Genomic DNA, 25507 nt, shown 5'->3' with positions numbered 1-25507 from the left:
CGGCCGAGGAGGACGGCGATGCGTGCGCACGCGATGTCGTCAGCGTTCTTCTTCGTCGCCGCGCAGGCGAGGAACGATTCGACGTAAGACGCTCGCTCCGCGACGGTGAGTCGCCCGTCGAGGGGGCGCATCCGAATCAGCTGTTGAATACGGGGGGTCATACGGCGATCCCGCGGGCACGGAGGAACGGGACGGGGTCGACGCGGACGCCGCTGAGGTAGACCTCGAAATGGAGGTGGCATCCGGTTGAGGCGCCGGTGCTACCGATGAAGGCGATGACTTGGCCTGCGCGGACGGCTTGGCCGTAACGGACGTTGTAGCCACCGTCGATGATGTGGGCGTACCCGGTGATGGTGCCGTCGCGGTGCTGCACCTTGATGTAGTTGCCCCAAGCGCCGCTGTAGCCGGCGAAGATGACGGTGCCGGCCGCGGCGGCGTAAATGGGGGATCCGCAACTGCTCGCAAAGTCTGTCCCGCGGTGCCCGCGATTCGTGCAGTACCCGTTGCGGCAGATCGTCCCTCGGGTCCCGAATCCTGAGCTGATCCAGCCGTGAGCTGGTCGCACCCATCCCGACGATTGGACCTGGCCACCGCTTCCGCCCGTGTTGCCGCTCGCGCCGGAGGCCCCGCTGGGTTTACCGCCTGTTACTCGTCGCCGCCGTTCCTCCTCGCGACGTCGTTGTTCTTCCTCTCTGGCCTGCCGCGCGGCTGCTTCCCGTGCTTTACGACGGGCTTCTTCTCGGCGTTTGCGTTCGGCTTCAACACCTGCCTGGTAGCCGGCGAGTGTCGATGCTGTCGTATCGCGGAGTGCGTCGAGTTGGGCTTCCAGGGTGAGCCGGTGCTCGGTTTGCGCGTCGAGCGCCGCTTGCGCGGCTGCTTGCGCGGTTCGCATCTTCTGTTCCGCTTCGCCCTTGCGGCGATCGCGCTCATCGCGAGCGACGACGGCCTGATTGCTCAGGTTCCGGGCGTTGTCGCGGGCACCGGCAGCGTCCGCGTATCGGGCTCGGTTGGCGTCAGCGATCTTGTCGATCGCCCCCAAGCGGCCCAGAAGCTCGTCCGCGTCGGCTGCGGTGTCGGAGAAGAACAGTTCCAAGGTCAGGTCGCTTCGCCCGGTGCGGTACTGCTCCGCGGCCAGTGCCCCCAGCTTCGCCGCTGCTTCTGCTGCGCGCGCAGTTTCGGCATCGGCCTCAGCCTGCACAGCGTCGGCGCGTTCGACTGCGTCTTCATATGCCTCTTGAGCGAGCACGTACTCCTGCCCGAGGCGGTCGGCTTCGGCCTGTTTGGTGTCGACGTCGTTCGTGAGAGAGCGGATCAGTGTTTCGATGCGGCCGATCTCCGCATTCTTGCTGGCTTGGTTGCGGCGCGCTTTCTCGACGTCGTCCCACGTGGGGTATTTCGCCGCGAACGCGGGTGCCGCTAGTCCCAGACCCGTCGCGCTGAGAACTATTCCCAGTGCAGCAGCACCCACCAGGCTGCGCCGGCTGACACTGGACCCCAGCCGGCGTGCCTCAGCCGGGGTCGGGCCGCAGCCGCAATCGACGTCATCGATGCGGGCGGGTGGGGTCTGGTCGGGGCTGTTCATTGCTCGGAGCCTGTCGACGCCGGTGGGACGGGAGGAGATATCCCCGTCTGGTCGACGGTCAATACCTCTCCCGCGTTGGTGATCGCGACTGCCTGCACGCTCAGGCTGGTAGCGCCGGCTTCGACCCATTCCGACTCGCCGGCGCCAGTGACCCAGACGGTGCCGGCTGTGTCGACACCAACGATGCGCTGGTGGTCGGGTGAGGTGTTCAGCAGCGCGATGGTGGGAGCGTCCGTCCAACCGGTGAAGGTGGCTCCCGCGTCGGTGCTCACTTGCAGCCCGTCTGGGGTGGACGCGATGAGCCGTTCGGCGGCGTCGACGACAACGTTGCGGGCGGGGATCGTTGATCCGGTGGGTTGCCAGGTGACTCCCCCGTCGGTGCTGGTGAGCAGTTCGGGGTTGTCGGTGGCGATGCCATAGACCACGTTCCAGGTGGTGCCGGCGAGCACGTGGAAGTCCTTCTCGCCTGAGAAGACCACGGGAGACCAGGTCATGGCCCGATCCATGCTTCGGATGATGCCCAGGTGAGGGGTGCCAAGTTCCGCGGGGGTGTCGGGGCCAGGGTGCCCGGAGGCGAGAAGAGCGTCCCCGGCGGCGGTAAGCCCCATCGCATCAAACCCTGGACCGATCCGGGCACCGGTGTCGCCGTCTGCGGTGGTGGGGTAGATGCCCGCGTGTGTGCCGATAAGGAATCCCTCACCGGCGGGGTCGGCGACGATCCCGTGCACATGTGTGAGAGGTGTCTCCGCCCCAGAGGATTGCCCTGGGTTCGATGCGCAGCCGGTGACTACTAGGACTGCGGCGGCGAAGACGCCGAGCGCGGGAAGTGCGCGGCGGGTGGCGAATGAGCGGGGGTGCGTGGGCGCATGGGTGCGCCGAGGAAGAAGCGGTGTTCCATGTCGGACCTGCAGGCCACTGACCGCGGTGTGGGGCGCGACCGCGCCCCACACCTTATGGGTCAGAGTGCCGCGAGGATGTTCTCCATCTCCGCGATCTCCGCCGTCTGGGTGTCGACGATGTTCTGCGCCATCTGGATCGCGTCGGGGTTTTGACCGTTGTCGATCTCGTCCTGCGCCATGTCTATCGCGCCCTCATGGTGGACAGTCATCTGTTCCAGGAACAGCCGGGACGCGTCGTCTCCGCTGGCACCTTCAAGCGCCTGCATGTCGTCCTCGGTCATCATCCCGCCACCGTGGTCCATGTCGCCCATGCCGTCCATGGACGAGTCCGCGCCCCACTGATCCAGCCACTGTTCAAGCTGATCGATTTCGGGTTGCTGGGCGGCTTTGATCTCTTCGGCCAACGCGGTGACACGCTCATCGACACCGTCCTTCCCGAGGAGCATGTCCGACATCTCCACAGCCTGCGTGTGGTGCGGGATCATCATCTGCGCGAACATCACGTCCGCGTCGTTGAAATTCGCAGCCTCGGCGGGAGCTGACGAGGAGCTTCCGCCGTGATCCATCCCGGGCATAGACGTCGAGTTGCCACCGCCCGCGCAACCGGCGAGGGTGAGAGCTGTGGCGAGGGTGAGCGCGACCGTGGCCGCTGTACGAATTTTCATCTGGGGTCTCCAAGCATCGATACGTGAAGCCAGCGGCGAGCTGGCGAAAAGGCGGAGGCGAAGCAGGTACCGGGTACCTACTCCCCCGCCGTTCACGTACGGCTAACGCAGAGGACAGATAATGACGGGGTCGCGAGAGTAGGGCGACGACCCGGTGCCAAGAGGGCGACGGTCGGTGCCCGGTCACGGACGACGCGCAGCAGCGCTGCGCTGCGGGGAGCGAGCAGCATCACCAGAGCGAGGATCGCCAGTATGCAGGCCATGACCAGCATGTCCGCATTCCCTCCGCCACAGTCCATGCACCCCGTCGCCGCTGTGGCGCCCTCGCTGGTGCTGGCCGTTGCCGCGTGGGTCTCGCCCATCGAGGCAGCATGGGACATGGGTGCGGCGTCGTGGCCCTGTCCAGAGCCGAGCGAGTGCATCGCCAACAGACCGACGATCACGGCGGTCGTGACGGCGAGGAGGGTGAGCAGTGTGCGGGTGCGGGCGCGCGCACGCGAACGGTCCACGCTGTCAGCGATGTTCATCAGCGACACGTTCCACCTCCCGCGGTCCTAGGGTACGACGTGAATGTAGGGATCAGCCGCGTCCGGCGACCGCGTCAGGCGACAGATCCAGCCGGCGCAGCAGCTGCGCGTTGAGGGCCACCACGATCGTTGACAAGGACATCAGGATCGCCCCGACCGACATGGGTAACACGAACCCGACCGGGGCGAGGATGCCGGCCGCGAGGGGGACGGAGAGGAGGTTGTAGCCGGCCGCCCACCATAGGTTCTGCTTCATCTTCCGGTAGCTCGCGCGAGACAGTTCGATCACCGACAGCACAGAGCGGGGGTCGTCGCTGGCGAGGATCACTCCGGCGGAGGCAATTGCGACATCCGTGCCGGCACCGATCGCGATACCAACGTCCGCTTGCGCGAGAGCGGGCGCGTCGTTGACGCCGTCACCGACCATCGCGACCTTGCGGCCCTCGCCCTGCAGCCCCTTCACCTTCGAGGCTTTGTCTTCGGGTCGGACGCCCGCGAAGTACCGGTCGATGCCGAGCTCGGTCGCGACCGAGGCTGCGACCGCTTCCGCGTCACCGGTGATCATGACGACCTGCACGTTCCGCTCGTGCAGCGCGGCCACGGCCGCGCGGGACTCCGGCCGGATCTCATCAGCCAACCGGAGCGCCCCGGCCACCTGCCCGTCGATGAGGACGTGGAGAATGATCGCACCTTCCTCTCGCCACTGATCCGCGATGGGCAGCTCGCTGCCGCCTTCTTGCTCGAGCAGGTACGGGCCACCGACCTTCACCTGCGTCTCGTCGACCCGTGCGCTGACTCCCACCGCTGGGGACGAAGTGAAATCCGCTGCCGCGGGCACGCTGAGCTGCTGGGCTTTCGCGGCGTTCACGATGGCGCGGGCCAGTGGGTGCTCCGAGTCCGTCTCGGCCGCGGCGGCCAGGGCGAGCAGCGTGTCAGGGTCGATGCCGCCAGCAGGTTCGACTGCGGTGACGGCGGGGGTGCCCTTGGTGAGGGTGCCAGTCTTGTCGAACAACACGGTGTCGACGGTGCGCATGCTCTCCAGCGCCAGACGATCCTTGATCAGCACCCCGCCGCGGGCGGCGCGCTCGGTGGCGATGGACACCACCAGTGGGATTGCCAAGCCCAGAGCGTGCGGGCAGGCGATGACCAGCACCGTGATGGTGCGGATCACCGCATCATCAGGCAACCCGACGATGGTCCACACAACGGCGGTGATTGCCGCTGCGATCAGCGCGAACCAGAACAGCCATCCGGCGGCACGGTCGGCGAGGCGTTGTGCTTTCGAGGAGGAGTTCTGGGCCTCGGTGACCAGGCGTTGGATGCCGGCGAGAGCAGTGTCCTCTCCGACGGCGCTGATCTCAACACGGATGCCGGAGTCAGTGGCGACGGTTCCGGCCACGACCGCGTCCCCGTCGCCGCGGCGTACAGGCTTGGATTCGCCGGTGATCATCGACTCGTCCATGCTCGCCGAGCCCTGCACCACCCGACCGTCAGCCGGAACCCGTCCGCCAGGGCGAACCACGACAACGTCGCCGACCTGCAGGTCCGCGGGCGCGACGGTGACGGTGGTGTCCCCGTCGACCTTTTCCGCCTCGTCGGGAAGGAGTGCGGCGAGGGAGTCCAGTGCGGAGGTGGTCTGTGCGAGCGACCGCATTTCGATCCAGTGCCCGAGGAGCATGATGACGATCAGCAGCGCCAGCTCCCACCAGAAGTCCAGTTCGTGATCCAGCAGCCCGAGACTCGCCCCCCACGACGCGATGAACGCGACGGTGATCGCCAGCCCGATCAGCAGCATCATGCCGGGTTTACGGGCACGCAGTTCGCTGACCGCGCCGGTCAGGAACGGGGAACCACCCCACACGTACATGACGGTGCCGAGAACCGGGGAGATCCACCCCACCCAGGCTGTGTCGGGCAGCGGGTAGCCGAGCAACATCGAGAACATGCCCGAGAAGGCCACCACCGGAACAGCGAGGATCAGGTTGATCCAGAACAATCGACGGAACCGTGCGACATGGTCTGCGCCGTGCCCGGCGTGACCACCATGGCCACCGTGCCGCATCCCCGCGTCCGCGCCGCCGTGTCCCGCGTGGGTGCTGTCGTGCGTTGATGCGTGGTGGGCGTGCGCGTCATCGACCGCGTCAGGCTCAACAGCGGTTTCGCGCAGTCCCTGCGCGGTGTCATCCCCGCCCTCGCCGCTCGCCGTGGGGTGGTGATGTGCGTGGTGGTCGTGCTGGCTCATGTTGAGCGTCCTTCCACTGTTCGCATCGGACAGATGCAGGTCAGGCCCGAACGGAAACGCGGGCCGGTTCGGAGGTAGCGGGCCTCGAGCTTGCCGGGAGGGTGCGGAACCCGCGCAGGCGCAGACTGTTGGTGACAACGAACACCGAAGACAATGCCATCGCGGCCGCGGCGACTAGCGGGTTAAGCAACCCGGCCATCGCGACCGGGATCGCGGCGACGTTGTACGCGAACGCCCAGAACAGGTTGCCTTTGATGGTGCCCAGGGTGCGGCGTGCCAGCCTGATCGCGTCAGCGACCACCAACAGGTCACCGGAGACAACAGTGATGTCGCTCGCAGCGATCGCGGCATCCGTGCCGCCACCCATCGCGAGGCCGAGGTCGGCGGCAGCGAGAGCGGCGGCGTCGTTGACACCGTCACCAACCATCGCCACCACACGCCCGTCGCTTTGTAGCTGGCGGACCACGTCGAGCTTCCCAGCGGGGGTGACGCCGGCGTGCACCTGTTCGATGCCGACCTGTCGAGCAATCTCCCGAGCAGCACCATCGTTGTCGCCGGTGAGCAGCACCGGTGTCATACCCAACGCCCGGAACCGGGCGATCGCCTCCGCGCTGGTGGGTTTGACTGTGTCGGCGACCGCGACGATCCCCAGGTGTGTCCCGTCACGGCCGATGGCGACGACGGTTGCTCCCGCGGTTTGCAGCGCGTCTGCGTCGTGTTGTAGTTGCGTGGCGGGGCGGATGCCCCACTGCTCCTGCAGCCAGGACGGACGGCCGGCGACGACGAGAGAGCCTGCGACGATGCCCTGCACCCCAAACCCGGCGTGAGAGTCGAACGTCTCCGCCGGCGTGACAGTGACGCTTTCAGCGACGATCGCGCGGGCGACAGGATGCTCCGACCCGGACTCCACCGCCGCAGCCGCGGCCAGCAGCTCCTCCCGAGTGATCCCGGGAGCGGGGTGCACGGCGGTCACGGCCATGGTGCCGGTGGTGACGGTGCCGGTCTTATCCAGCACGATCGTGTCGACCTTGCGGGTCTGCTCCAGCACCTGCGGTCCCCGAATCAGGATCCCCATCTGAGAGCCCCGACCGGTGCCTACTAACAATGCGGTCGGTGTGGCCAGGCCGAGCGCGCACGGGCACGCGATGATGAGCGTCGCGACCGCGGCGGTGAACGCCAACTCCACGGACCCGCCGCCCAGCAGCCAGCCCGCGAACGCGGCGATAGCCAGCACGATCACGATGGGGACAAAGATCCCGGACACCCGGTCGGCGAGGCGCTGCACCCGGGCTTTGCCGGTCTGCGCCTCCTCCATCAACCGCCGCATCCGCGACAGTTCGGTGTCTGCGCCCACGCGGGTGATCTCCACCGTGAGCCGGCCACCGACGTTGACCGTCGCACCCACCACACGGGAACCCACACCGACCTCAACCGGGGCGGATTCGCCCGTGAGCATGCTCGCATCGATCGCCGAGGACCCGTCGACGACGAGCCCATCGGAGGGGATCTTCTCCCCAGGCCGGACCAGAACGACATCCCCCACAATCAGCTGGCTGACCGGGACTCGCTGTTCCACACCGTCAACGAGCTTGACGGCGTCTTTCGCTCCCAGCTCGAGCAAAGCGCGCAGCGCTTCGGACGATGACTTGCGGGCGCGAGCCTCGGCGTACCGGCCGGCCAAGATGAACACCGTCACCAACGCGGCGACCTCGAGGTAGATCTCATGCCCGCCCGCCTGCGGGGTGCCGATGAGCGTGAACGTCATCGTCATGCCCGCCATGCCGGCGCCACCGAAAAACAGGGCATACAACGACCAACCGAACGCGGCGATCACCCCGACGCTAATGAGCGTATCCATCGTGGCGGCACCGTGACGGGCGTTGACCGCCGCAGCACGGTGGAACGGCCACGCGCCCCACACCGCCACCGGGGCGGTGAGGGTGAGCGCGAGCCACTGCCAGTATTCGAACTGCAGCACCGGAATCATCGACAGCACCGCAACGGGCACCGACAGAGCAGTGCTGATAAGCAGCCGGTGCCGCAGCGACACCAGATCACGGTCCACTGGCGCACCCGGTTCATCCGAGGTCTCGGCAACCGGCGGCGCCGGAATCGCAGCTTGGTAGCCGGCGGATTCGACTGCGGCGATCAGTGTGGCCGAGTCGACGTCCGCACCGCGCACGCGAGCCTTCTCGGTGGCGTAGTTGACGGTCGCTTCCACACCCGGCAGCTTGTTGAGCTTTCGCTCGATCCGGGTCGCACATGACGCGCAGGTCATCCCGGTGATGTCGAGTTCGACATCGACTGCGCTCATGACGTGCTGCCGGCCACGGCGTAGCCAGCCTCCTCCACCGCCGCCTCCACAGCAGCGGCAGGGATCGGCGTCGAGCTGCGGATCGTCACCCGCGACGTGCCGCCCGCATTCAGGTCCACCGACACACCCTCCACCCCGTCGATCGCGGACAACTCCTCCGTGACGCTCGACACGCAGTGTGAGCAGGTCATCCCCGTCACCAGCACGTCAGACGTCACCGCGGCCGTCACCGCATCCGCGCTCTCGGGAACCGATGCGGTCGCGCAGCAGGCACAGCCAGCCCCGGTGTCTTTCAAGCCCAGATCGTTGCGGTTCTCGGTGTTCATCATCGTCTCCTCAGAGGTGGGTTGGTGGGTTAGGAACGGACCAGACGGGCGATCGCCTCGTTGGCTTCGCGGACTTTTTCTTCCGCAACCGCGCCACCCTCGGCGCTGGCCTCAGCAACGCAATGCGACAGGTGGTCGGCCAACAGCGACAGAGCGACCGACTCAAGGGCCTTCGTGGCCGCGGAGACCTGCGTGAGGACGTCGATGCAGTACTTGTCCTCCTCGACCATCCGCGCGATTCCACGAACCTGACCCTCCGCGCGGCGCAGCCGCTTCAGCAGATCGTCCTTGTGTGTCGTGTACCCGTTCATCACGTATACAGTACCCCCCTACCGTATATGGGGCAACTCGGTCACAAAATTCCCGTGGCCATGCCTGAAAGGCACTGAGCAACAGCCTCGTTCGAGTATCCGACTCAGATCTGTCGTGACATAAGGCCGAGTATCGGCGCTCAATGAGATCGTGCCCTCGGGAGAGGTCTAGATTCGCCAGACGAAAAGCCCCGCCGGATCATCCGACGGGGCCCTTCGTCACTGCGGTGGCTGAGCTCAGCCGCCGAACTCCGCCGCGACGGCCTTGCGCGCGGCATCCTGCTCTTCAGCCCGGCTCATGTCGACCTCGAGGACCTTGTCGTAACCGAGGCCCGTGGCCGTCTCCTGCAGCGAGGCGAACAGCGAGTCGAACTGCGCGTCGTTCTCGGCGAACACCATCTGCCACGAGGTCTGCACGATCGCCGCCTTGGCCTGGTTGCGCAGCGTCTCGATCTCGGACGAGTCGGCCTCCGGGGTGTAGCTCGCGCCGGGCCCGACCAACAGCTGGTCGTTCTCGCGCAGGTAGTCCATCGTCGTCGTCGCGCCCATCTTGGCCGACCAGTCGTCCGTGACCGGGTTGCTCGTCTCGGCCTGATACGTCGGCCACAGCTTGTAGCTGTACGGGAAGCCGGTGTTCGGGTCGGTGTCGATCGGCAGGACCGCGCTGATGTTCAGCTGCGACGCGCCGTCGATGTAGCTGCCGCCGCCCCACTCGGCCGGGACCTCGGCATCACCTTCGAAGAACACCTTGTGACCCAGCTCGTTGAGCTCGGGCTCACCGTCGGCGTTGATCTCCCACGTGAGGCCCTGCGGTCCCGCGGCGCCCTGCGTCTGGCTGTTGTTGGCCAGCGCACCCTCGGGCGAGAACAGCCAGTCGATGAACGCGGCGATGCGCTCGGGGTCCTCGGCCTTCGAGCCGATCGCGAACACCTGCTTGCCGCCGTACGCCTCAGCCCCGTACGAGAAGATGTTCATGTCGTCCATCGGCGCCATCATGAAGCCGCGGCCCTCGTTGACGTTGGCGTCCGTGTTGTAGGCCGCCTGACCGAGCCAGGGCCAGAACGAGTACAGGACCTGCCCGTTCTGATACTTCGTCCACAGGGTGTCGTAGTTCTGGGTCGTCGAGTCGGGGTCGAGGATGCCGAGCTGGTTCGCCTCATAGAAGAAGCGCAGCGCACGGACGTACTGGCCGTCGTCGTCGAGGATGCCCTGGTACTCCGAGCCGTCGCCCTTCGCGAGGGCGAAGCCGACCTCGTCGAAGCCGTAGTACGTGGTGGGCTGCTTGGCGTTGTTCAGCATGTTGCCGTCCCAGTCCTTGAACAGCGAGACCGCGTAGGTCTTCTGTCCGTTCGGGGCGGTGGGCTCGGCATCCTGCATCTTCTTGAGCACCGGCAGGAGGTCCTCGAGCGTGCCGATCTCGGGGTAGCCGACCTCTTTGTAGAGGTCCCAGCGCAGGTAGGGGCCGAAGGTCGGGTCGAGCCCCTCGGAGGGCTCGGTCGGCTTGAGCGAGGACACCTGCGAGGGGAAGGCGTACGTGGCACCCAGGTCCTCGTTGATGCGGTCGACGGCGGCGTCGAAGCGGCCGACGTTCTTCATCGCCGGGTAGAAGCTCTCGGAGTCCAGCAGCAGACCGCCCTCGGCGAGCTCCTCGAGGCGCTGGCCCTTGTCGGTGATGATCAGGTCGCCGAGGTCACCCGCCGTCACGCGGGTGTTGAAGAGCGTGTCACCGCCGCCCGCGACGTTCGGGGCGATGATGTTGAGCTTCATGTTGAACTTGTCCTCGACGAGCTTGCCGAACCAGCCCTCCTGCATGCCCATGTAGTTGGCGAGCCCGTCAAATACGTCGATCGTGATCGGCTTGTCCCATTTGTCGGGGAACTCGGAGATGGCCTCGCGTTCCTGATTCGCGGCGGGGCCGGTGCAGGCGCTCAGCAGCCCGACCGTCGCCAGAGCGGCGACGGCGCCGATGGCCTTGCGTGATAGCTTCATTGCTTTCCTCTCGGTGGTGCGACCGGGATCGGTCGATTCAGCCCTTGACCGCGCCGAGCATGATGCCCTTGACGAAGAAGCGCTGGAACAGCGGGTAGACGAAGATGATCGGCAGGATGACGATCACCGAGATCGTCATCCGGATCGACGTCGGGGTCTGGCTCGTGGCCGCGTCGACGATCGAGGTGAGGTTGCCGCCGTTCTGCATGGCCAGGGCCAGGCTGTTCGCCTGGTTGATGAACATGTAGAGCAGGTACTGCAGGGTGTAGAGGCTCTGGTCAGTGATGTAGATGAGGGTGTCCTGGAAGCTGTTCCACTGCGCCACCGCCGAGAAGATCGCCACGGTCGCGAGGATCGGCGTCATGTTGGGCAGGTAGATCCGGAAGAAGATCTGCAGGATGTTCGCCCCGTCCATCTCGGCCGCCTCCTGCAGTTCGCTCGGCATCGCCTCGACGTAGGTCTTCACGAGGATGATGAAGAACGGCTGCACGACGAACGGCAGGACGTAGACCCAGAAGTTGTTCGTCAGTCCGAGGTTGCGGACGATGATGAACACCGGGATGAGGCCGGCGCTGAAGTACATCGTGATGATGACGAAGCGGTACCAGAACTTGCGGCCCCACATGCGGGTCTGCGTGAACATGAAGCCGAGGAACGCCGAGGCGAGCACCGCCGCGACGGTGCCGATGACGGTTCGACCGACCGAGACGATCGCGGCCTGCGTGAGCCCGCCGAGCTGGAACACCTGCTCGTAGTTGGAGAAGTGGATGCCGCTGGGCAGCCACCGGATCTGTCCGAGAGCGGCGAGGTCGTTCGAGCTGATCGAGTTGATGATCAGGTAGTAGAACGGGTATGCGCAGACGAAGGCGAGCGCGAGGAAGACGCCGTAGTTGACGATCGCGAAGACGAAGCGGCCCGACATGTCGGTGCCCCGTCGGATCTCGCGGCGGGTGGGAGTCGTGGTGACCATGACGGTGCGCTCCTGACTCAGACGATGGATTCGCCGCGCACGCGCTTGGCGATCCCGTTGACGGTGAACAGGAGGATGACGGAGATGAGGCTCTTCAACATGCCGATCGCCGTCGCCATCGACAGGTTGTTGCCCGTCATGCCGATGTTGTAGACGTACAGGTCGAGCACCTGGATGTAGTCCTTGTTGAAGGCGTTCTGGAACACGAAGTACTGCTCCATCCCGTTGTTGAGCAGGTTCGCGATCGACAGCAGCAGGAGCACGAGGTAGGTCGGCATGAGCTGCGGGACGGTGATGTACCACATCTTCTGGAAGCGCCCCGCGCCGTCGATCTCGGCCGACTCGTACAGCGACTGGTCGATGCCGGCGATCGCGGCGAGGTAGATGATCGCGCCCCAGCCGAGCCCCTTCCAGATCGACCAGAGCGTCATCGTGATCCACACGTTCTGGTCGGTGTCGAGGAACTTCACCGGCGTCGTGATGAGGCCCGCGTCCGAGAGGATGCCGTTCACGAGGCCCGAGCTCGAGAAGAGCGAGAAGGCGATCATGTAGACGAGCACCCACGAGATGAAGTTGGGGAGCGTCGTCAGCGTCTGCACCGAGTTGCGGAACCACGGCGCCTTGATCTCGTTGAGGAAGATCGCGAAGGCCAGCGGCAGGATCGACGTCGCGATCCCGAGGAAGCTGATCGCCAGCGTGTTGATGACGACCTGCCCGACCTGGGCGACCTGGGTCGGGGATCCCACGAGCAGCTGGAACCACTGCAGGCCGACGAAGTCGCTGCCCGCGAGCCCGAGGGCCGGTCGGTAGTCGTACAGCGAGTAGATCCACCCGTAGAGGGGGAAGTAGGAGAACAGGAAGACGAGGACGAGAAACGGGACGATGCACAGGAACATCCGGAACGATCGCCGGTTCTTCGAGACCCGCTGCTCGGGCCGGTGCGGTGCCTTCTCCTCGATCGTCGCGGCCGCAGCCTCGGTGACGATCGCCTGTTGCGTCATCGGTCGCGCCGAATCGCACGCTCGGACATGTGGCGGAACATCTCACTCCTTCGTGATCGAAGCGCTTCCCTCGTTCGCCGTCGAAGACCCGTCGAACCGCTTCGATACGAAGATAACGCCCGATCGGGGCAGCGTCAAACATCACGTTTCGGTCACGCGAAAACGCCGCCCCGTCCGGTCGGCGGGGCGGCGTTCAGTTCACGCGGAAAGTGCAGGTTGGCGCGGCTATCGCGACCACTGTGCGGCGGGTGTCAACGGCACGAGCGGCGGCCTCTCGACGGCCGTGTCGAGGGTCACTCGACGTCCCTCGGCCGACGACCGCAGCAGGCTCTCCATCGCGTCGAGCACGTGGAGTGCCAGCGCTCCGCTCGCGCGGCCGGGCCCGCCCGCCGCGACGGCGTCGATGAGCCCGATGCCGCGGCCGGAGCCCTCGTAGCCGGCCGAGGCGGGGACTGCACGCCACCCGTCGCCGCCCAGCTCGTTCAGCCGGACCTCGCCGTCGAACATGTTCGGGTCGGGCACGACGAGCGATCCCCGGTCGCCGTGCACCTCGATCGGCGGGGATGTCGTCGCGACCGCGTCGAAGCTCGTCACGATCGTCGACACCGCGCCGCCGGCATGCTCGAGGAGCCCGCTCACGTGCGTGTCGACCTCGACCTCGATCCGCTCACCGGCCCGAGGACCCGTCGCGATGGTGCGTTCCGCGCGTGCGCGCCGCGCGGCACCCGTGACGGCCACGATCGGTCCGAGCAGGTGCACGAGGCTCGTGAGGTAGTACGGTCCCATGTCGAAGAGGGGTCCTCCCCCGGGCGCGTAGTAGAACCCGGGCGCGGGGTGCCACAGCTCGTGACCCGGCGATACCCACGTCGCACTGGCCGCCATGGGCCGACCGATGACACCGTCGTCGACGAGCCGACGCGCCGTCTGGATGCCGGTGCCGAGCACCGTGTCGGGGGCCGAGGTGACCCGCACGCCGGCGGCGGACGCGGCATCCAGGATCGCCCGTCCATCGGCGACATGCAGGGCCAACGGCTTCTCGCCGTGCACGGACTTGCCGGCCGCGATCGCCGCGTGGGCGATGTCGGCGTGTGCGGCGGGCACCGTCAGGTTCAGCACCGTCTCGACCTCGGGATCGGCCATGAGCTCATCGACGCTGAGCGCCCGGGCACCGGGGACGGCAGCCGCCACCTGGGCCGCGCGCTCGCTGTCGAGATCCGCCACCGCCGCGACCCGCGCCGACGAGCTCGCCGCGAACAGGTCGAGGTATTGACGGGAGATGAGGCCGAGACCGACGATCCCTACGGAGTGCGGGCCGCCCACAGCAGTCCCCTTTCGACGATGGTCCGCACGTGCGGATCGGCCAGCACCTCGGGGGTATGGCCCGGGGTGGCGACGAAGACGCGACCGGCGCCCCAGAGGCGGGTCCAGACCGCCGGGCTCACGATCGGGCGATGCCACGGGTGGTAGTCCTGCGTCGGATGCGTCGTCGTGGCGAGGACGTCGATGAGGTCGTCGTGCAGCACCCAGTACTGCTCGGAGTGCAACACGAAGTCGTCGACGCCGGCGGTGATCTCGTGACGTCGGCCGAGGTCGGTGATCTCGATGGTGTGGTCGAGGTAGTTGTCGCGCTCGTCGCCCGGCCGTTCGTCGGGATGCCGGCCCGGGTGGGTCGCGAACTGGCCGCCGACGAGCTGCAGGTAGTCCGAGCTGCCGCGGTACGAGTCGGCGATCCCGCCGTGCCAGCCGGCGAGACCGGTGCCGGACTCGACGGCGGCGCGGAGTCCTTTCACCGCGGCATCCGAGATCGACGACATCGTGACCGCCTGGACGACGAGAGCGGTCTCGGCCATCACGGCGGCGTCGGCGTAGACCTCGTTGGACTCCTCGACGCGTACCTCGAAACCGTTCTCGGCGAGGAACGGGCGGAACATGTCCGTCGCCGCGACGGGATGGTGCCCGTCCCAGCCGCCGCGGACGATGAGCGCGCGCCGGCCCGTCACCGCAGCTCTGCAGCTCGTCGCGCGGCGACGCGGTCGTAGCGCTCCCGCACTTCGGGACGGGGGTCGGATGCCGCATCCCGGTCCATCTCGACGGGCCACTCCGGCCACGACCCGGCGAGCACGGCGGCCGCCTGGCGGGCCGCGCCCTGGGCGACGTACTCCCCCGGCGACGGCACGGCCACGGGCACGTCGAACACCTGCGCCGCGACGGCGGCGACCCCGGGGTTGCGCGCCGCGCCGCCCACGAGCAGCACCCGCTCGGTGGCGACACCGAGGCTCCGGATCGCCTCGAGCCCCGTCGCGAGGCCTGCGAGCATGCCCTCGACGGCGGCGCGGGCGAGGTTCTCCCGCGTCGTGTTCTCGAGCGACAGACCGTCGAGCGACGCGCGCGCCGTAGGCAGGTTGGGCGTGCGCTCCCCCTCGAACCAGGGCACGAGCACGACACCGCCCGCTCCGGGCTCGGCGGCGGCCGCCAGCTCGGTGAGACCGTCGTGGTCGACGCCGAGCAGGCGAGCGATCGCGTCGAGAACCCGGGCCGCGTTGAGCGTCGCGACGAGCGGCAGGAACCGCCCCGTCGCATCGGCGAAGCCCGCGGCCGTCCCGGTCGGGTCGATCGTCCGGGTGTCGCTGACGGCGAAGACCGTGCCCGACGTACCGATCGACACGACGACGTCGCCCGCCGTCGCACCGACGCCGAGGGCGGCGCCGGCGTTGTCGCCCGCACCCGGCCCGACGCGGCGGCCGGCGGCATCCGTCACCCACTCGAGCGGGCCGAGCACGCGGGGCAGCACCGCGTCGTGACCGAGCGCCGCCGCGAGCAGGTCGCGGTCGTAGCCGTCCGACGCGGGGTCCCAGTAACCGGTGCCCGAGGCATCCGAGCGATCGGTGACGAGCTCGTCGAGCTGCGGATTCCCGGGACCGAACCCGCGCAGGCGCCACGTCAGCCAGTCGTGCGGCAGGGCGACCGCGGCCACCCGCGCCGCATTCTCGGGCTCGGCGTCGCGCAGCCAGCGGAGCTTCGTGATCGTGAACGAGGCGACCGGCACCAGACCCGTGCGCTGCGCGAGCGTCTCGGCGCCGAACTCGGCCGTGAGATCGGATGCCGCCTGCCCCGAGCGCGTGTCGTTCCACAGCAGCGCGTCGCGCACCACCGTGCCCGCCGCGTCGAGCGCGACCATGCCGTGCTGCTGGCCCCCGATCGACCACGCCTCGACGTCGTCGATGCCTCCGGCATCCGCGATCGCGCTCTGCAGCGCGGTCCACCACGCCTCGGGATCGACCGACGTGCCCTCGGGGTGCGACGCGCGACCGGAGCGGACGACCGCCCCGGTCGCGGCGTCGACGATGACGACCTTGCAGGACTGCGTCGACGAGTCGACGCCCATGACGAGCGTCACGTCAGCGTGCGCCCAGCAGGTGCTCGGTCGCCAGCTGCTGCAGCCGCACGAAGCCGCCGCCCTTGCCGCCGAGGTAGACGCTCGGGTCGAAGTCCTCGTACGCGGAGCGGTCCGCGAGGAAGTCCTCGTACGTCTCGCCCGGGTTCAGGGTCGGCGTCGCGAGCTCATCGACCTTGGCCGCCGCGAGGGCCTCCTGCACCTCGGGGTCGGCGCGGAACGCCTGCGCCCGCTCCTTGAGGAGGAGGTAGGTGCGCATGTTGGCCGCGGCCGACTCCCACACGCCGGTCTCGTCCTCGGTGCGGCTCGGCTTGTAGTCGAAGTGGCGCGGGCCCTCGTAGGCGGGCACGCCGCCGGGGCCGCCGTTCTCGAGCAGGTCGACGAGCGCGAACGCGTTGTGCAGGTCGCCGTGGCCGAACACGAGGTCCTGGTCGTACTTGATGCCGCGCTGCCCGTTGAGGTCGATGTGGAAGAGCTTGCCGTGGTAGAGCGCCTGGGCGATGCCGGCGGCGAAGTTCAGGCCCGCCATCTGCTCGTGACCGACCTCGGGGTTGAGGCCGACGAGCTCGGGCCGCTCGAGCGAGTCGATGAAGGCGATCGCGTGACCCAGCGTCGGCAGCAGGATGTCGCCGCGCGGCTCGTTCGGCTTCGGCTCGATCGCGAAGCGGATGTCGTAACCCTTGTCGGTGACGTAGTCGCCGAGCAGGTTGACGGCCTCGCGGTACCGCTCGAGCGCCTGGCGGATGTCCTTCGCGGAGTCGTACTCGGCGCCCTCGCGGCCGCCCCACATGACGAAGGTCTTGGCGCCGAGCTCGGCCCCGAGGTCGAGCTGGCGGAACACCTTGCGGAGGGCGAAGCGGCGGACGTCGCGGTCGTTGGCGGTGAAGCCGCCGTCCTTGAACACGGGCGCGCTGAAGAGGTTGGTCGTGACCATCGGGACGATCATCCCGGTCGCATCGAGGGCGCCCTTGAGGCGGTCGATCTCGCGCTGGCGCTCGGCGTCGCTCGACCCGAAGGCGAACAGGTCGTCGTCGTGGAAGGTGAGGCCGTAGGCGCCGAGCTCGGCGAGCTTCTCGACGGCGTGGACGGTGTCGAGCGGGGGTCGCGTCGGTCCGCCGAAGGGGTCGGTGCCGTTGTAGCCGACGGTCCACAGGCCGAAGCTGAACTTGTCTGCGGGGGTGGGGGTGACCATGTCGCTCCTTCGCGAACCATTAATTGTTGTTAGCAGCAACGTATACCAGGCGCGCCGCCGCCACAAACCCCACGTGATGGCTATGGTGGGTCCGTGACCGAGCAAGGGCGAACCGTCGAATCCGTCCGGCGCGCCAACCTCGGCAGCATCCTGGGGATCGTCCACCGCGAGGGCCCGCAGTCCCGCGCCGCGCTCACCGAGTCGACCGGACTGAACCGGTCGACCGTCGCCGACCTCGTCGCGACCCTCGTCTCGTTCGGCCTCGTCGTCGAGCGCGCACCCGACCCCTCGCACCGCGTCGGCCGCCCCTCCCCCGTCGTCTGCGTCGACCCCGCCGTCGTCGCCATCGCCGTCAACCCCGAGGTCGACGCGCTCGAGATCGCCGCCGTCGGGCTCGACCGCGGCATCCGCGCCATCGTCGACCTGCCGCAGGAGCACCTCCTCACCCCCGAGGCGACCGCCGACCTCGTCGCCGCGCAGATCGCGACCTGGCGCCGAGCCGAGCTGGCGGACGCCCGCATCCTCGGCGTCGGACTCGCCGTGCCCGGGCTCGTCCGGGTCGAGGACGGCCTCGTCCGCGACGCGCCGCACCTCGGCTGGGTCGACGTGCCCCTGCGCGACGTCGTCGCGGCGGCCACCGGCATCCCCGTCGTCGTCGGCAACGACGCCACCCTCGGCACCGTCGCCGAGCACCTCTTCGGCGCCGCGAGCGGCATCGACAACGCGGTCTACCTCAACGGCGGTGCGAGCGGCATCGGCGGCGGCATCATCGTGAACGGGATGCCGGTGGTGGGCGCCGGCGGCTACGCCGGGGAGTTCGGGCAGAACCGCCCCGGCATCGCCACCCTCGCCGACCGGCGGGCCCGCGACGGCGTCCTGGAGGACGAGGTCAGCCGCGCTCGACTGCTGTCGGTCGTGGGACTGGGCCGCGGCGACGACCGCGAGCTCGGCGACGCGCTCGCGGCGCAGATCGACACCCCGTCGGTCGCGGGAGAGGTCGAGCGGCAGCGCCGCATCCTGGCCACCGCACTCGCGAACGCCGTGAACGTGCTGAACCCCTCCGCCGTCGTGCTCGGCGGCTTCCTCGCGGTGCTCGCGGGGCTCGATGTCGCAGCCCTCGAGCAGGCCGTGCGCGCGCAGGCGATGCCCGCCTGCGGCGAGGACCTGCGGATCCTGCCCGCCGGCCTGGCGGATCACCGCCTGCTCATCGGCGCCGCCGAAGCCGTCTTCGAACGCGTGCTGGCGAACCCGCAGCCCGTCTGAGCGGCGCGCGGCCCTCGCCGCGTGTGCCGGATGCAGGGTGAGATGCCCCCGGGGCGCGTCGACACCCCCGTATGCAGCACTGAACCTGCGCTCGGCACACCAACGGCGAACCGTTCTCCGGAGGGATGCGAGGAACGTGCCCCGCAATGCCTCCCTCGAGGCGATCCATCCGGAGAACGGCCCGGGATCCGCTGCCGACGGCGTCAGTCGCCGAGACGCCAGGTGACGAACGGGATGCCGGCGACGCCGTCGCGCGTGCGGTCCGTCGCCCGCCAACCGCGCGCGCGTTCCGCCGGACGATCGCCGCGTATCTCGTCGAACCGCTCGTGGAGGGCCGACCCGATCCCCCGATCGAAAAGGTCGGGCAGGACGTACAGGCTCAGCAGCTCGACGGTCTCCCCCAGCCGCACGTGCAGGAACCCCGTCGGTCTCTCGTCCTCGGTGACGAGCCGCCGCCACATCGGCTCGCGGTCGCGCGCCGCGGCATCCTCGACGGTCGCCGTCCGGAGCATCGTCAGCGGGGGCCGGGTCTGACCGACAGGTCGGTGATGGCGGCGTCGCGCGGCAGGTCGAGGGCGGTGAGCACGGCGGTGACGACGGATGCCGGCTGGATCCAGGCATCCGCGTCGTAGTCCTTCCCCTCCTGCGCGTGGACCTGGGCCTGCATCGGCGTCGCGGTGCGACCCGGGTAGACCGTCGTGACGCGGACGCCGTGGGCGGCTTCTTCGCCGCGCAGCGCATCGGCGAGCGCCTTGAGCCCGTGCTTCGACGCGGCGTACGCGGCCCACTGCGGGTGGGCGGTGAGGCCGGCACCGGAGTTCACGAACACCACCTGTCCCCGCGCGGCGCGCACGCGCGGCAGCAGCAGGCGCGTGAGTTCGGCGGGCGAGACGAGGTTGACCGCGAGCTGGTCCTGCCACGAGTCGACCGTGAGGTCCTCGACGTGCCCGAGGTCGACGATCCCCGCCGCGTGCACGACCGCGTCGATCCCATCGGGAAGATCGGATGCCGCAACGGCCGCGGCGAGCGATGCGGGCTGCGCGAGGTCGGCGACGATCATCGCGGCCCCGGGGTGCTCGGCCGCGAGATCTTCCGCCCGGTCGGCGTCGCGCGCCACGAGGACGAGGCGGTCGCCCCGCTCGGTCAGGCGCTCGGCGAGGAGCTGCCCGATGCCCGATCCGGCACCGGTGAGGACGATGGTGTGCGGCATCCCCTCATCCTGTCATCGGACGTTCCCGAGGAGATGCGGCTTCCCGAGGACCGATCGGGCCGAAAACCTCCTCGACAACCGTCATCTCCTCGCGAACCGACACGGCGAACCGACGAACCGGCGCGCCGCCTCAGTCGCCCAGCAGCGCGCGCCGGGCCATGCCGGCCAGGATGCCGCCCGCCCGGTCTGCGCTCGGCGCGGCCGAGTGCGGGGTCGAGTTCAGCAGGCCGAAGGCGGCGAGCAGCCGCGTCTCGCGCTCGGCGTCGGCGAGGTCGGGGCGGAGCGCCGCGAACGGCCTGTCCCACTCCCGCACGTACTCGCGCTGCAGCCGCCGCACCTGCTGGTTGACGTCCGCCGGCAGGTTGGCGAGCTCCCGGTCCTGCACCCGGATGACGTCCGCGTCGCTCGTGGCGAACTCGAGGTGGAACGCGATGAGCGCCTCGAACACCTGCCGCGGGTCCCCGCCCGAGGCCGTCAGCGCGCGCCCACCCTCGAGGAGCCGCTCGCTCGCGTCGAGCAGCAGGTCGCAGAGCAGCGCCTCCTTGCTCGCGAAGTGCCGATACAGCGCCGGACCGCTCATGCCGACGGCGTCGCCGAGGTCGGCGGTCGAGACGGCGGCGAAGCCGCGCTCGGCGAACAGCCGCGCGGCCGACGCCATCAGCTCGGCCCGCCGGTTCGCCTTCTGCGTCGCCCGCCAGGTCGTCATCGCGACAGGGTCCGCCGCGCCTGTCTCAGCACGGGCTCGTCGATCATCCGTCCGCGGAACCGGAACACCCCGGGCTGCCGCGTCGCCTCGTCGAGCACCGCCTCGGCCCACTCGACCTCGTCGGGGGTCGCCGCGTAGGCACGGCGGATGACCTCGACCTGGGAGGGATGGATGCAGGCGGTCGCCGCGAACCCCGAGGCCGCGGCATCCCGCGCCTCGTCCTCGAGCCCGGCGGTGTCGGCGATGTCGAGGTGCACGGCGTCGATCGCGTCGATCCCCGCCGCCGCGGCGGCGATCAGCACCCGCGAGCGCGCGTACCGAGCGACGTCGCGGTAGCGACCATCGTCGAATCGGCTCGAGCGTCCCCCGATGCCGGCGACCAGGTCCTCGGCGCCCCACATGAGTGCGTCGACGAGCGGATGCCGCGCCAGCGCGCCCGCGTTCTCGACGCCGCGCGGCGTCTCGCAGAGCGCGATGACCCGGTACCCCTCGAGCGCGTCGGCCTCGGCCGTCTCCTCGGCCTTCGCGAGCATCAGCCGACGGAACGGCGTGCCCTGCAGAGCCGCGAGATCGTGCGCGAGTTCGGGAGTGGATGCCGGGTTCACCCGCACGATCACGCGATCGGCGTCGACGTCCGCCGCCGCGAGCGCCGTCCGCGCGCCCGCTTTGCCCTCCGGCGCGACGGCGTCCTCGAGGTCGAGGATCACGGTGTCGGCGGCGGCGAGCGCCTTCGCGTACCGCTCGGGACGGTCGGCGGGGCAGAACAGGAGCGCGGGGCCGAGGCTCATGCCGCGGCCTCCGGCGACATCCGCATGAGCGTCGACCGACGTGCGGTCGCGACGACCTGGTCGTGCTGGTTGCGCATCGTGTGCACGAACTCGACGATCCCCTGCCCGGGGCGCGACGTCGACGCGCGCTTCGACGCGACGACGGTCTCAGCGTAGAGCGTGTCGCCGTGCCGCACGGGGGCGGGGAAGGTGACCTCCGAGAAGCCGAGGTTCGCGACGATCGTCCCCTGCGTGAGCTGCGCGACCGACAGGCCGACGAGCGTCGACAGGGTGAACATGCTGTTGACCAGCCGCTCGCCGAACTCGGTCTGCTCGGCCCACGCGGCATCCAGGTGCAACGACTGCGTGTTCATCGTCAGCGTGGTGAACAGCACGTTGTCGGCCTCGGTCACGGTGCGGCCGGGGCTGTGCACGTAGACGGCGCCCTCCTCCAGCTCGTCGAAGTACAGCCCGCGCTGCACGATGCGCCGGGGCACGTCCTCACTCATGCGTCCTCCTCCTGCGTCGGGATCACGACGGCGAGCGTCTGCCCGCGGCCCACGCTGTCGCCCGTCGCGACCCGCAGCGCCACCGTACCGGCGACCTCGGCCCGGACGACATGCTCCATCTTCATCGCCTCGACGACGACCACGGCGTCACCGGCCGACACCACCGCGCCGTCGGCGACCGACGTCATCACGACGACGCCCGGCATGGGCGAGACGAGCTCGGGCACGGCCGACGCATCCGCGTCGCGGCGGTGGTCGAGGCTCACCCGGCGCACCTCGCGCGCGCGTCCGCCGCGCGAGAGCCACAGGGCGTCGCCCTGGACGGCCGCGACGACCGTGGCGCTGCGATCGCCGACCCGCACCGCGAACCGGTCGCCGAGGTCCCGGACGGACGCCGCGACCTCCGTCCCGTCGACGATCACCCGGTCGCCGACGAGCTCGACCGCGCGCTCCTCGCCGCCGGCCGCCAGCCGGTACCGCCGCGGCGCGGGTGGACCCAGACGCCACCCGTCCGCCCGGTGCCACGGATCGTCCCCGCGGGGGACGGCGGCGTCGAGCAGCAGCGCCGCCTCGACGAACACGTCGTCCGGATCGCCCGTCGCGACGAGCCCGTCGAGCTCGCGGGCGATGAGCCCCGTGTCGAGCTCGCCCGCCGCCACCGCCGGCAGCTCGAGCAGCGCGCGCAGGAACGAGAGGTTCGTCTCGAACCCGAGCACCGCGGTGTCGCCGAGGGCGGCGACGAGCCGGCGTCGCGCGTCGTCGCGGGTCCGGCCCGTGGCGATGACCTTCGCGAGCATGGGGTCGTAGTCGACCGACACGTCGAGCCCGTCGGCGAGGGCGCTGTCGACCCGGATGCCGGGGCCCACCGGGTGCATGACCCGCACGACGCGCCCGCCGGTCGGCAGGAAGCCCGCCGCGGGATCCTCCGCGTACACCCGCGCCTCGATGCTGTGCCCCGTGAGCACGACGTCGTCCTGCCCGAACCCGAGCGGCTCCCCCGCGGCGATCCGCAGCTGCGCCGCGACGAGGTCGATGCCGGTGACCTCCTCGGTGACGGGGTGCTCGACCTGCAGGCGGGTGTTCATCTCCATGAAGAAGAACTCGTCGGGGCGGTCCGCCGCCACGATGAACTCGACCGTCCCCGCACCTCGGTAGTCGACGCTCCGCGCGGTCTCGCACGCGGCCTGCCCGATGCGCGCGCGGGTCGCCTCGTCGAGCAGCGGCGACGGCGCCTCTTCGATGACTTTCTGGTGCCGACGCTGCAGCGAGCACTCCCGCTCGCCCAGGTGCACGACGTTGCCGTGCGCATCGGCGAGCACCTGCACCTCGATGTGCCGCGGGGTGTCGACGTAGCGTTCGAGGAACAGGGTGTCGTCGCCGAAGCTCGCGCCCGCTTCGCGCCGGGCGGCGGCGAGCGCGGCCGGGAGGGCCGCGGCATCCGTCACGACGTGCATCCCCTTGCCCCCGCCGCCCGCGGACGGCTTGATGAGCAGCGGATAGCCGACCTCGGGCGCCGCGGCGATGAGTTCGTCGTCGGCCATACCGGCTCGCGCGACGCCGGGCACCGTGGGTACGCCGCGCGCTTCGACGGCGTGCTTCGCGGCGATCTTGTCGCCCATCGTGCGGATCGCGTCGGCGCTCGGCCCGATGAACACGATCCCGGCCCGCTCGCACGCCGCCGCGAAGGCGGTGTTCTCGGATAGGAACCCGTAACCGGGGTGGATCGCCTCGGCCCCCGTCGCTCGGGCCGCGGCGATCACCGCGTCGATGTCGAGGTAGCTCTGCGCGGCGGGCGCGGGCCCGAGCCGCACGGCCTCGTCGGCGAGCGCGACGTGGCGGGCCCCGGCATCCGCGTCGCTGTAGACGGCGACCGAGCGGATGCCGAGCTCCCGCAGTGTGCGGATGACGCGGCAGGCGATCTCGCCGCGGTTCGCGACCAGGACGGTGGAGAACATGCGCATCACATCCGGAAGACGCCGTAGCCCGGCGCGTCGAAGGGGGCCCGCAGGCAGACGTTCAGGGCGAGGCCGAGGGCGTCGCGCGTCTCGGCGGGGGCGAGGATGCCGTCGTCCCAGAGGCGCGCCGTCGAGTAGTACGGGCTGCCCTGCACCTCGTACTGCGCACGGATCGGCGCCTGGAACGCCGCCTCGTCGTCCGCCGACCACTCCTCACCGCGCGCTTCGATCTGCTCGCGGCGGACGGTGGAGAGGACGGATGCCGCCTGCGGACCGCCCATGACCGACACCCGCGCCCCGGGCCACAGCCACAGGAACCGCGGTGAATAGGCCCGCCCGCACATCGAGTAGGTCCCGGCGCCGAACGATCCGCCGACGACGACAGTGAGTTTGGGCACCGACGCGCAGGCGACGGCGTTGACCATCTTCGCGCCGTGCTTGGCGATGCCGGCCGACTCGTACTCGCGGCCGACCATGAAGCCCGTGATGTTCTGCAGGAAGACGAGCGGGATGCCGCGCTGGTCGCACAGCTCGATGAAATGCGCGCCCTTCAGCGCCGACTCCCCGAACAGGACACCGTTGTTCGCGAGCACGCCCACCCGGTGCCCGTGCAGGCGCGCGAACCCGGTCACGAGCGTCTCGCCGTACTCGCGTTTGAACTCGTGCCACGAGCCGCCGTCGACGATCCGGTCGACGATCTCGCGGGCGTCGTAGGGCGTCGTGAGTTCGACGGGGACGACGTCCGCGAGCGTGGCCGGATCGGCCGCGGGTGGGGTGACCGGCTCGGGCTGCTCGCGCAGGGGTGCCGGGGCGGGGAGGGTCGCGACGATGTCGCGGACGATCTGCAGCGCGTGCTCGTCATTCTCGGCGAGGTGGTCGGTGACGCCCGAGACCTTCGTGTGCAGGTCGCCGCCGCCGAGGTCCTCGGCCGAGACCACCTCGCCGGTCGCCGCCTTCACGAGCGGCGGTCCGCCGAGGAAGATCGTCCCCTGGTTGCGCACGATGACGGTCTCGTCGCTCATCGCGGGCACGTACGCGCCGCCGGCGGTCGACGAGCCGAGCACGGCGGCGATCTGAGGGATGCCGTTGCGCGACATCCGGGCCTGGTTGTAGAAGATGCGCCCGAAGTGGTCGCGGTCGGGGAAGACCTCGTCCTGCATCGGCAGGAACGCGCCGCCCGAGTCGACGAGATAGATGCACGGCAGCCGGTTCTCGGCCGCGATCTCCTGCGCGCGCAGGTGCTTCTTGACGGTGATCGGGTAGTAGGTGCCGCCCTTCACCGTCGCGTCGTTCGCGACGACCATGACGTGGCGACCGTGGACAAGCCCCACCCCCGCGACGACACCACCGGCGGGACACTCGTCGTCGTACAGGTCGAGCCCCGCGAGCGCCCCGACCTCGAGGAACGGGCTGCCCGGATCGAGCAGCGTGTCGACGCGGTCGCGGGCGAGGAGTTTGCCGCGCGCCGTGTGGCGCTCCCGGGCCCGCTCGGGGCCACCGCGCGCGGCGTCCGCGCGGCGACGCTCGAGCTCGGCGATCAGGTCGGGATACGTGGGGGCTGTCATCGTCGACGGCACCTCCGAAGAGAATGCTTCAGTTAACGTTCGCTAACCGAAGGAACGATAACACCGCGATCGCCGCTTCGGTAGGGTCAGGCCTCGAGGATCGCTCGCAGCGACACCCGC

General features: G+C 69.4%; 23 protein-coding genes. 1 reads left to right on the top strand and 22 read right to left on the bottom strand.

All coding sequences use genetic code 11. From position 1 onward, the window contains the following. Nucleotides 1-157: 157 nt before the first annotated feature. The 15 genes from ACPEH2_RS05095 to xylA form a co-directional block, all read right to left on the bottom strand. Nucleotides 158-1582 (bottom strand): M23 family metallopeptidase, encoded by a 1425-nt coding sequence (locus ACPEH2_RS05095; RefSeq protein WP_423718357.1) that lies wholly within the window; start codon nucleotides 1580-1582, stop codon nucleotides 158-160. Continuing rightward, nucleotides 1579-2076, bottom strand: a complete 498-nt coding sequence (locus tag ACPEH2_RS05090) for a hypothetical protein (protein WP_423718356.1) — start codon at nucleotides 2074-2076, stop codon at nucleotides 1579-1581. The genes ACPEH2_RS05095 and ACPEH2_RS05090 overlap by 4 nt, the downstream gene beginning before the upstream one ends. 464 nt (nucleotides 2077-2540) lie before the next feature. After that, the gene (locus tag ACPEH2_RS05085; RefSeq protein ID WP_423718355.1) at nucleotides 2541-3146 is read right to left on the bottom strand and encodes a DUF305 domain-containing protein; all 606 of its coding nucleotides are present in this window, start codon (nucleotides 3144-3146) and stop codon (nucleotides 2541-2543) included. A 92-nt stretch (nucleotides 3147-3238) separates the two neighbouring features. Then, entirely contained in the window at nucleotides 3239-3673 is a 435-nt protein-coding gene (locus ACPEH2_RS05080; RefSeq protein WP_423718354.1) for a DUF6153 family protein, read from the bottom strand. Nucleotides 3674-3725: 52 nt separating this feature from the next. Beyond that, complete coding sequence (locus ACPEH2_RS05075; RefSeq protein WP_423718458.1) at nucleotides 3726-5915, bottom strand: heavy metal translocating P-type ATPase; 2190 nt, start codon at nucleotides 5913-5915, stop codon at nucleotides 3726-3728. 40 nt (nucleotides 5916-5955) lie between these two features. Further along, the gene (locus tag ACPEH2_RS05070) at nucleotides 5956-8229 is read right to left on the bottom strand and encodes a heavy metal translocating P-type ATPase (RefSeq protein ID WP_366213676.1); all 2274 of its coding nucleotides are present in this window, start codon (nucleotides 8227-8229) and stop codon (nucleotides 5956-5958) included. Continuing rightward, nucleotides 8226-8555: a heavy-metal-associated domain-containing protein gene (locus tag ACPEH2_RS05065; RefSeq protein ID WP_366213675.1), complete on the bottom strand. Its 330-nt coding sequence runs from the start codon at nucleotides 8553-8555 to the stop codon at nucleotides 8226-8228. The genes ACPEH2_RS05070 and ACPEH2_RS05065 overlap by 4 nt, the downstream gene beginning before the upstream one ends. A 29-nt stretch (nucleotides 8556-8584) precedes the next feature. Next, entirely contained in the window at nucleotides 8585-8866 is a 282-nt protein-coding gene (locus tag ACPEH2_RS05060) for a metal-sensitive transcriptional regulator (protein WP_217529620.1), read from the bottom strand. A 237-nt stretch (nucleotides 8867-9103) separates the two neighbouring features. Next, a complete protein-coding gene (locus ACPEH2_RS05055; RefSeq protein WP_311860448.1) occupies nucleotides 9104-10855 on the bottom strand; it encodes an ABC transporter substrate-binding protein in 1752 nt (583 codons plus the stop codon). A gap of 37 nt (nucleotides 10856-10892) precedes the next feature. Continuing rightward, a complete protein-coding gene (locus ACPEH2_RS05050) occupies nucleotides 10893-11825 on the bottom strand; it encodes a carbohydrate ABC transporter permease (protein ID WP_311860450.1) in 933 nt (310 codons plus the stop codon). A 17-nt stretch (nucleotides 11826-11842) separates the two neighbouring features. Continuing rightward, nucleotides 11843-12826, bottom strand: coding sequence for an ABC transporter permease (locus ACPEH2_RS05045; protein WP_217529632.1), 984 nt, complete (start codon nucleotides 12824-12826; stop codon nucleotides 11843-11845). Nucleotides 12827-13051: 225 nt separating this feature from the next. Further along, entirely contained in the window at nucleotides 13052-14146 is a 1095-nt protein-coding gene (locus ACPEH2_RS05040; RefSeq protein ID WP_423718351.1) for a Gfo/Idh/MocA family protein, read from the bottom strand. Beyond that, nucleotides 14125-14826, bottom strand: coding sequence for a ThuA domain-containing protein (locus ACPEH2_RS05035; protein ID WP_423718349.1), 702 nt, complete (start codon nucleotides 14824-14826; stop codon nucleotides 14125-14127). Before ACPEH2_RS05035 ends, ACPEH2_RS05040 begins: the two co-directional genes overlap by 22 nt. Further along, the gene (gene xylB / locus ACPEH2_RS05030) at nucleotides 14823-16223 is read right to left on the bottom strand and encodes a xylulokinase (RefSeq protein WP_366213671.1); all 1401 of its coding nucleotides are present in this window, start codon (nucleotides 16221-16223) and stop codon (nucleotides 14823-14825) included. Before xylB ends, ACPEH2_RS05035 begins: the two co-directional genes overlap by 4 nt. Nucleotide 16224: 1 nt before the next feature. Further along, the gene (gene xylA, locus ACPEH2_RS05025; RefSeq protein ID WP_217529638.1) at nucleotides 16225-17412 is read right to left on the bottom strand and encodes a xylose isomerase; all 1188 of its coding nucleotides are present in this window, start codon (nucleotides 17410-17412) and stop codon (nucleotides 16225-16227) included. Nucleotides 17413-17505: 93 nt separating this feature from the next. On the opposite strand from xylA, the gene ACPEH2_RS05020 reads away from it, so the two are divergent. Continuing rightward, complete coding sequence (locus ACPEH2_RS05020; RefSeq protein ID WP_359920917.1) at nucleotides 17506-18675, top strand: ROK family transcriptional regulator; 1170 nt, start codon at nucleotides 17506-17508, stop codon at nucleotides 18673-18675. 203 nt (nucleotides 18676-18878) lie between these two features. On the opposite strand, the gene ACPEH2_RS05015 is transcribed toward ACPEH2_RS05020, so the two are convergent. The 7 genes from ACPEH2_RS05015 to ACPEH2_RS04985 form a co-directional block, all read right to left on the bottom strand. Further along, nucleotides 18879-19187 (bottom strand): hypothetical protein, encoded by a 309-nt coding sequence (locus tag ACPEH2_RS05015; protein WP_423718347.1) that lies wholly within the window; start codon nucleotides 19185-19187, stop codon nucleotides 18879-18881. Nucleotides 19188-19189: 2 nt separating this feature from the next. Further along, nucleotides 19190-19885, bottom strand: coding sequence for an SDR family oxidoreductase (locus ACPEH2_RS05010; RefSeq protein WP_423718346.1), 696 nt, complete (start codon nucleotides 19883-19885; stop codon nucleotides 19190-19192). Between the two features lie 130 nt (nucleotides 19886-20015). Further along, nucleotides 20016-20591, bottom strand: coding sequence for a TetR/AcrR family transcriptional regulator (locus ACPEH2_RS05005; protein WP_311860458.1), 576 nt, complete (start codon nucleotides 20589-20591; stop codon nucleotides 20016-20018). After that, complete coding sequence (locus ACPEH2_RS05000) at nucleotides 20588-21379, bottom strand: HpcH/HpaI aldolase/citrate lyase family protein (protein WP_423718344.1); 792 nt, start codon at nucleotides 21377-21379, stop codon at nucleotides 20588-20590. Before ACPEH2_RS05000 ends, ACPEH2_RS05005 begins: the two co-directional genes overlap by 4 nt. After that, nucleotides 21376-21867: a MaoC family dehydratase gene (locus ACPEH2_RS04995; protein WP_217529648.1), complete on the bottom strand. Its 492-nt coding sequence runs from the start codon at nucleotides 21865-21867 to the stop codon at nucleotides 21376-21378. The genes ACPEH2_RS05000 and ACPEH2_RS04995 overlap by 4 nt, the downstream gene beginning before the upstream one ends. Beyond that, nucleotides 21864-23828: an acetyl-CoA carboxylase biotin carboxylase subunit gene (locus tag ACPEH2_RS04990; protein WP_423718343.1), complete on the bottom strand. Its 1965-nt coding sequence runs from the start codon at nucleotides 23826-23828 to the stop codon at nucleotides 21864-21866. Before ACPEH2_RS04990 ends, ACPEH2_RS04995 begins: the two co-directional genes overlap by 4 nt. Continuing rightward, a complete protein-coding gene (locus ACPEH2_RS04985; RefSeq protein WP_423718342.1) occupies nucleotides 23828-25387 on the bottom strand; it encodes a carboxyl transferase domain-containing protein in 1560 nt (519 codons plus the stop codon). Before ACPEH2_RS04985 ends, ACPEH2_RS04990 begins: the two co-directional genes overlap by 1 nt. Between the last annotated feature and the right edge of the window lie 120 nt (nucleotides 25388-25507).

Origin of the sequence: Microbacterium sp. NPDC064942 (assembly GCF_049545525.1) — a bacterium.
In the GTDB taxonomy this organism is placed as follows: Bacteria; Actinomycetota; Actinomycetes; order Actinomycetales; family Microbacteriaceae; genus Microbacterium; species Microbacterium gawkjiense.
The sequence above is the reverse complement of the archived record's forward strand: the minus strand, read 5'-3'. Positions and strand labels throughout refer to the sequence as shown.

Bases quoted from the DNA above. Each gene is read 5' to 3' on its own strand.
- ACPEH2_RS04990 (WP_423718343.1), bottom strand. From the start codon at position 23,828: ATGCGCATGTTCTCCACCGTCCTGGTCGCGAACCGCGGCGAGATCGCC.
- ACPEH2_RS05045 (WP_217529632.1), bottom strand. From the start codon at position 12,826: ATGACGCAACAGGCGATCGTCACCGAGGCTGCGGCCGCGACGATCGAG.
- ACPEH2_RS05000 (WP_423718344.1), bottom strand. From the start codon at position 21,379: ATGAGCCTCGGCCCCGCGCTCCTGTTCTGCCCCGCCGACCGTCCCGAG.
- ACPEH2_RS04985 (WP_423718342.1), bottom strand. From the start codon at position 25,387: ATGACAGCCCCCACGTATCCCGACCTGATCGCCGAGCTCGAGCGTCGC.
- ACPEH2_RS05075 (WP_423718458.1), bottom strand. From the start codon at position 5,915: ATGAGCCAGCACGACCACCACGCACATCACCACCCCACGGCGAGCGGC.
- xylA (WP_217529638.1), bottom strand. From the start codon at position 17,412: ATGGTCACCCCCACCCCCGCAGACAAGTTCAGCTTCGGCCTGTGGACC.
- ACPEH2_RS05095 (WP_423718357.1), bottom strand. From the start codon at position 1,582: ATGAACAGCCCCGACCAGACCCCACCCGCCCGCATCGATGACGTCGAT.
- ACPEH2_RS04995 (WP_217529648.1), bottom strand. From the start codon at position 21,867: ATGAGTGAGGACGTGCCCCGGCGCATCGTGCAGCGCGGGCTGTACTTC.
- ACPEH2_RS05090 (WP_423718356.1), bottom strand. From the start codon at position 2,076: ATGACCTGGTCTCCCGTGGTCTTCTCAGGCGAGAAGGACTTCCACGTG.
- ACPEH2_RS05050 (WP_311860450.1), bottom strand. From the start codon at position 11,825: ATGGTCACCACGACTCCCACCCGCCGCGAGATCCGACGGGGCACCGAC.
- ACPEH2_RS05010 (WP_423718346.1), bottom strand. From the start codon at position 19,885: ATGCCGCACACCATCGTCCTCACCGGTGCCGGATCGGGCATCGGGCAG.
- ACPEH2_RS05080 (WP_423718354.1), bottom strand. From the start codon at position 3,673: ATGAACATCGCTGACAGCGTGGACCGTTCGCGTGCGCGCGCCCGCACC.
- ACPEH2_RS05060 (WP_217529620.1), bottom strand. From the start codon at position 8,866: ATGAACGGGTACACGACACACAAGGACGATCTGCTGAAGCGGCTGCGC.
- ACPEH2_RS05070 (WP_366213676.1), bottom strand. From the start codon at position 8,229: ATGAGCGCAGTCGATGTCGAACTCGACATCACCGGGATGACCTGCGCG.
- ACPEH2_RS05085 (WP_423718355.1), bottom strand. From the start codon at position 3,146: ATGAAAATTCGTACAGCGGCCACGGTCGCGCTCACCCTCGCCACAGCT.
- ACPEH2_RS05005 (WP_311860458.1), bottom strand. From the start codon at position 20,591: ATGACGACCTGGCGGGCGACGCAGAAGGCGAACCGGCGGGCCGAGCTG.
- ACPEH2_RS05015 (WP_423718347.1), bottom strand. From the start codon at position 19,187: ATGCTCCGGACGGCGACCGTCGAGGATGCCGCGGCGCGCGACCGCGAG.
- ACPEH2_RS05065 (WP_366213675.1), bottom strand. From the start codon at position 8,555: ATGAACACCGAGAACCGCAACGATCTGGGCTTGAAAGACACCGGGGCT.
- ACPEH2_RS05055 (WP_311860448.1), bottom strand. From the start codon at position 10,855: ATGAAGCTATCACGCAAGGCCATCGGCGCCGTCGCCGCTCTGGCGACG.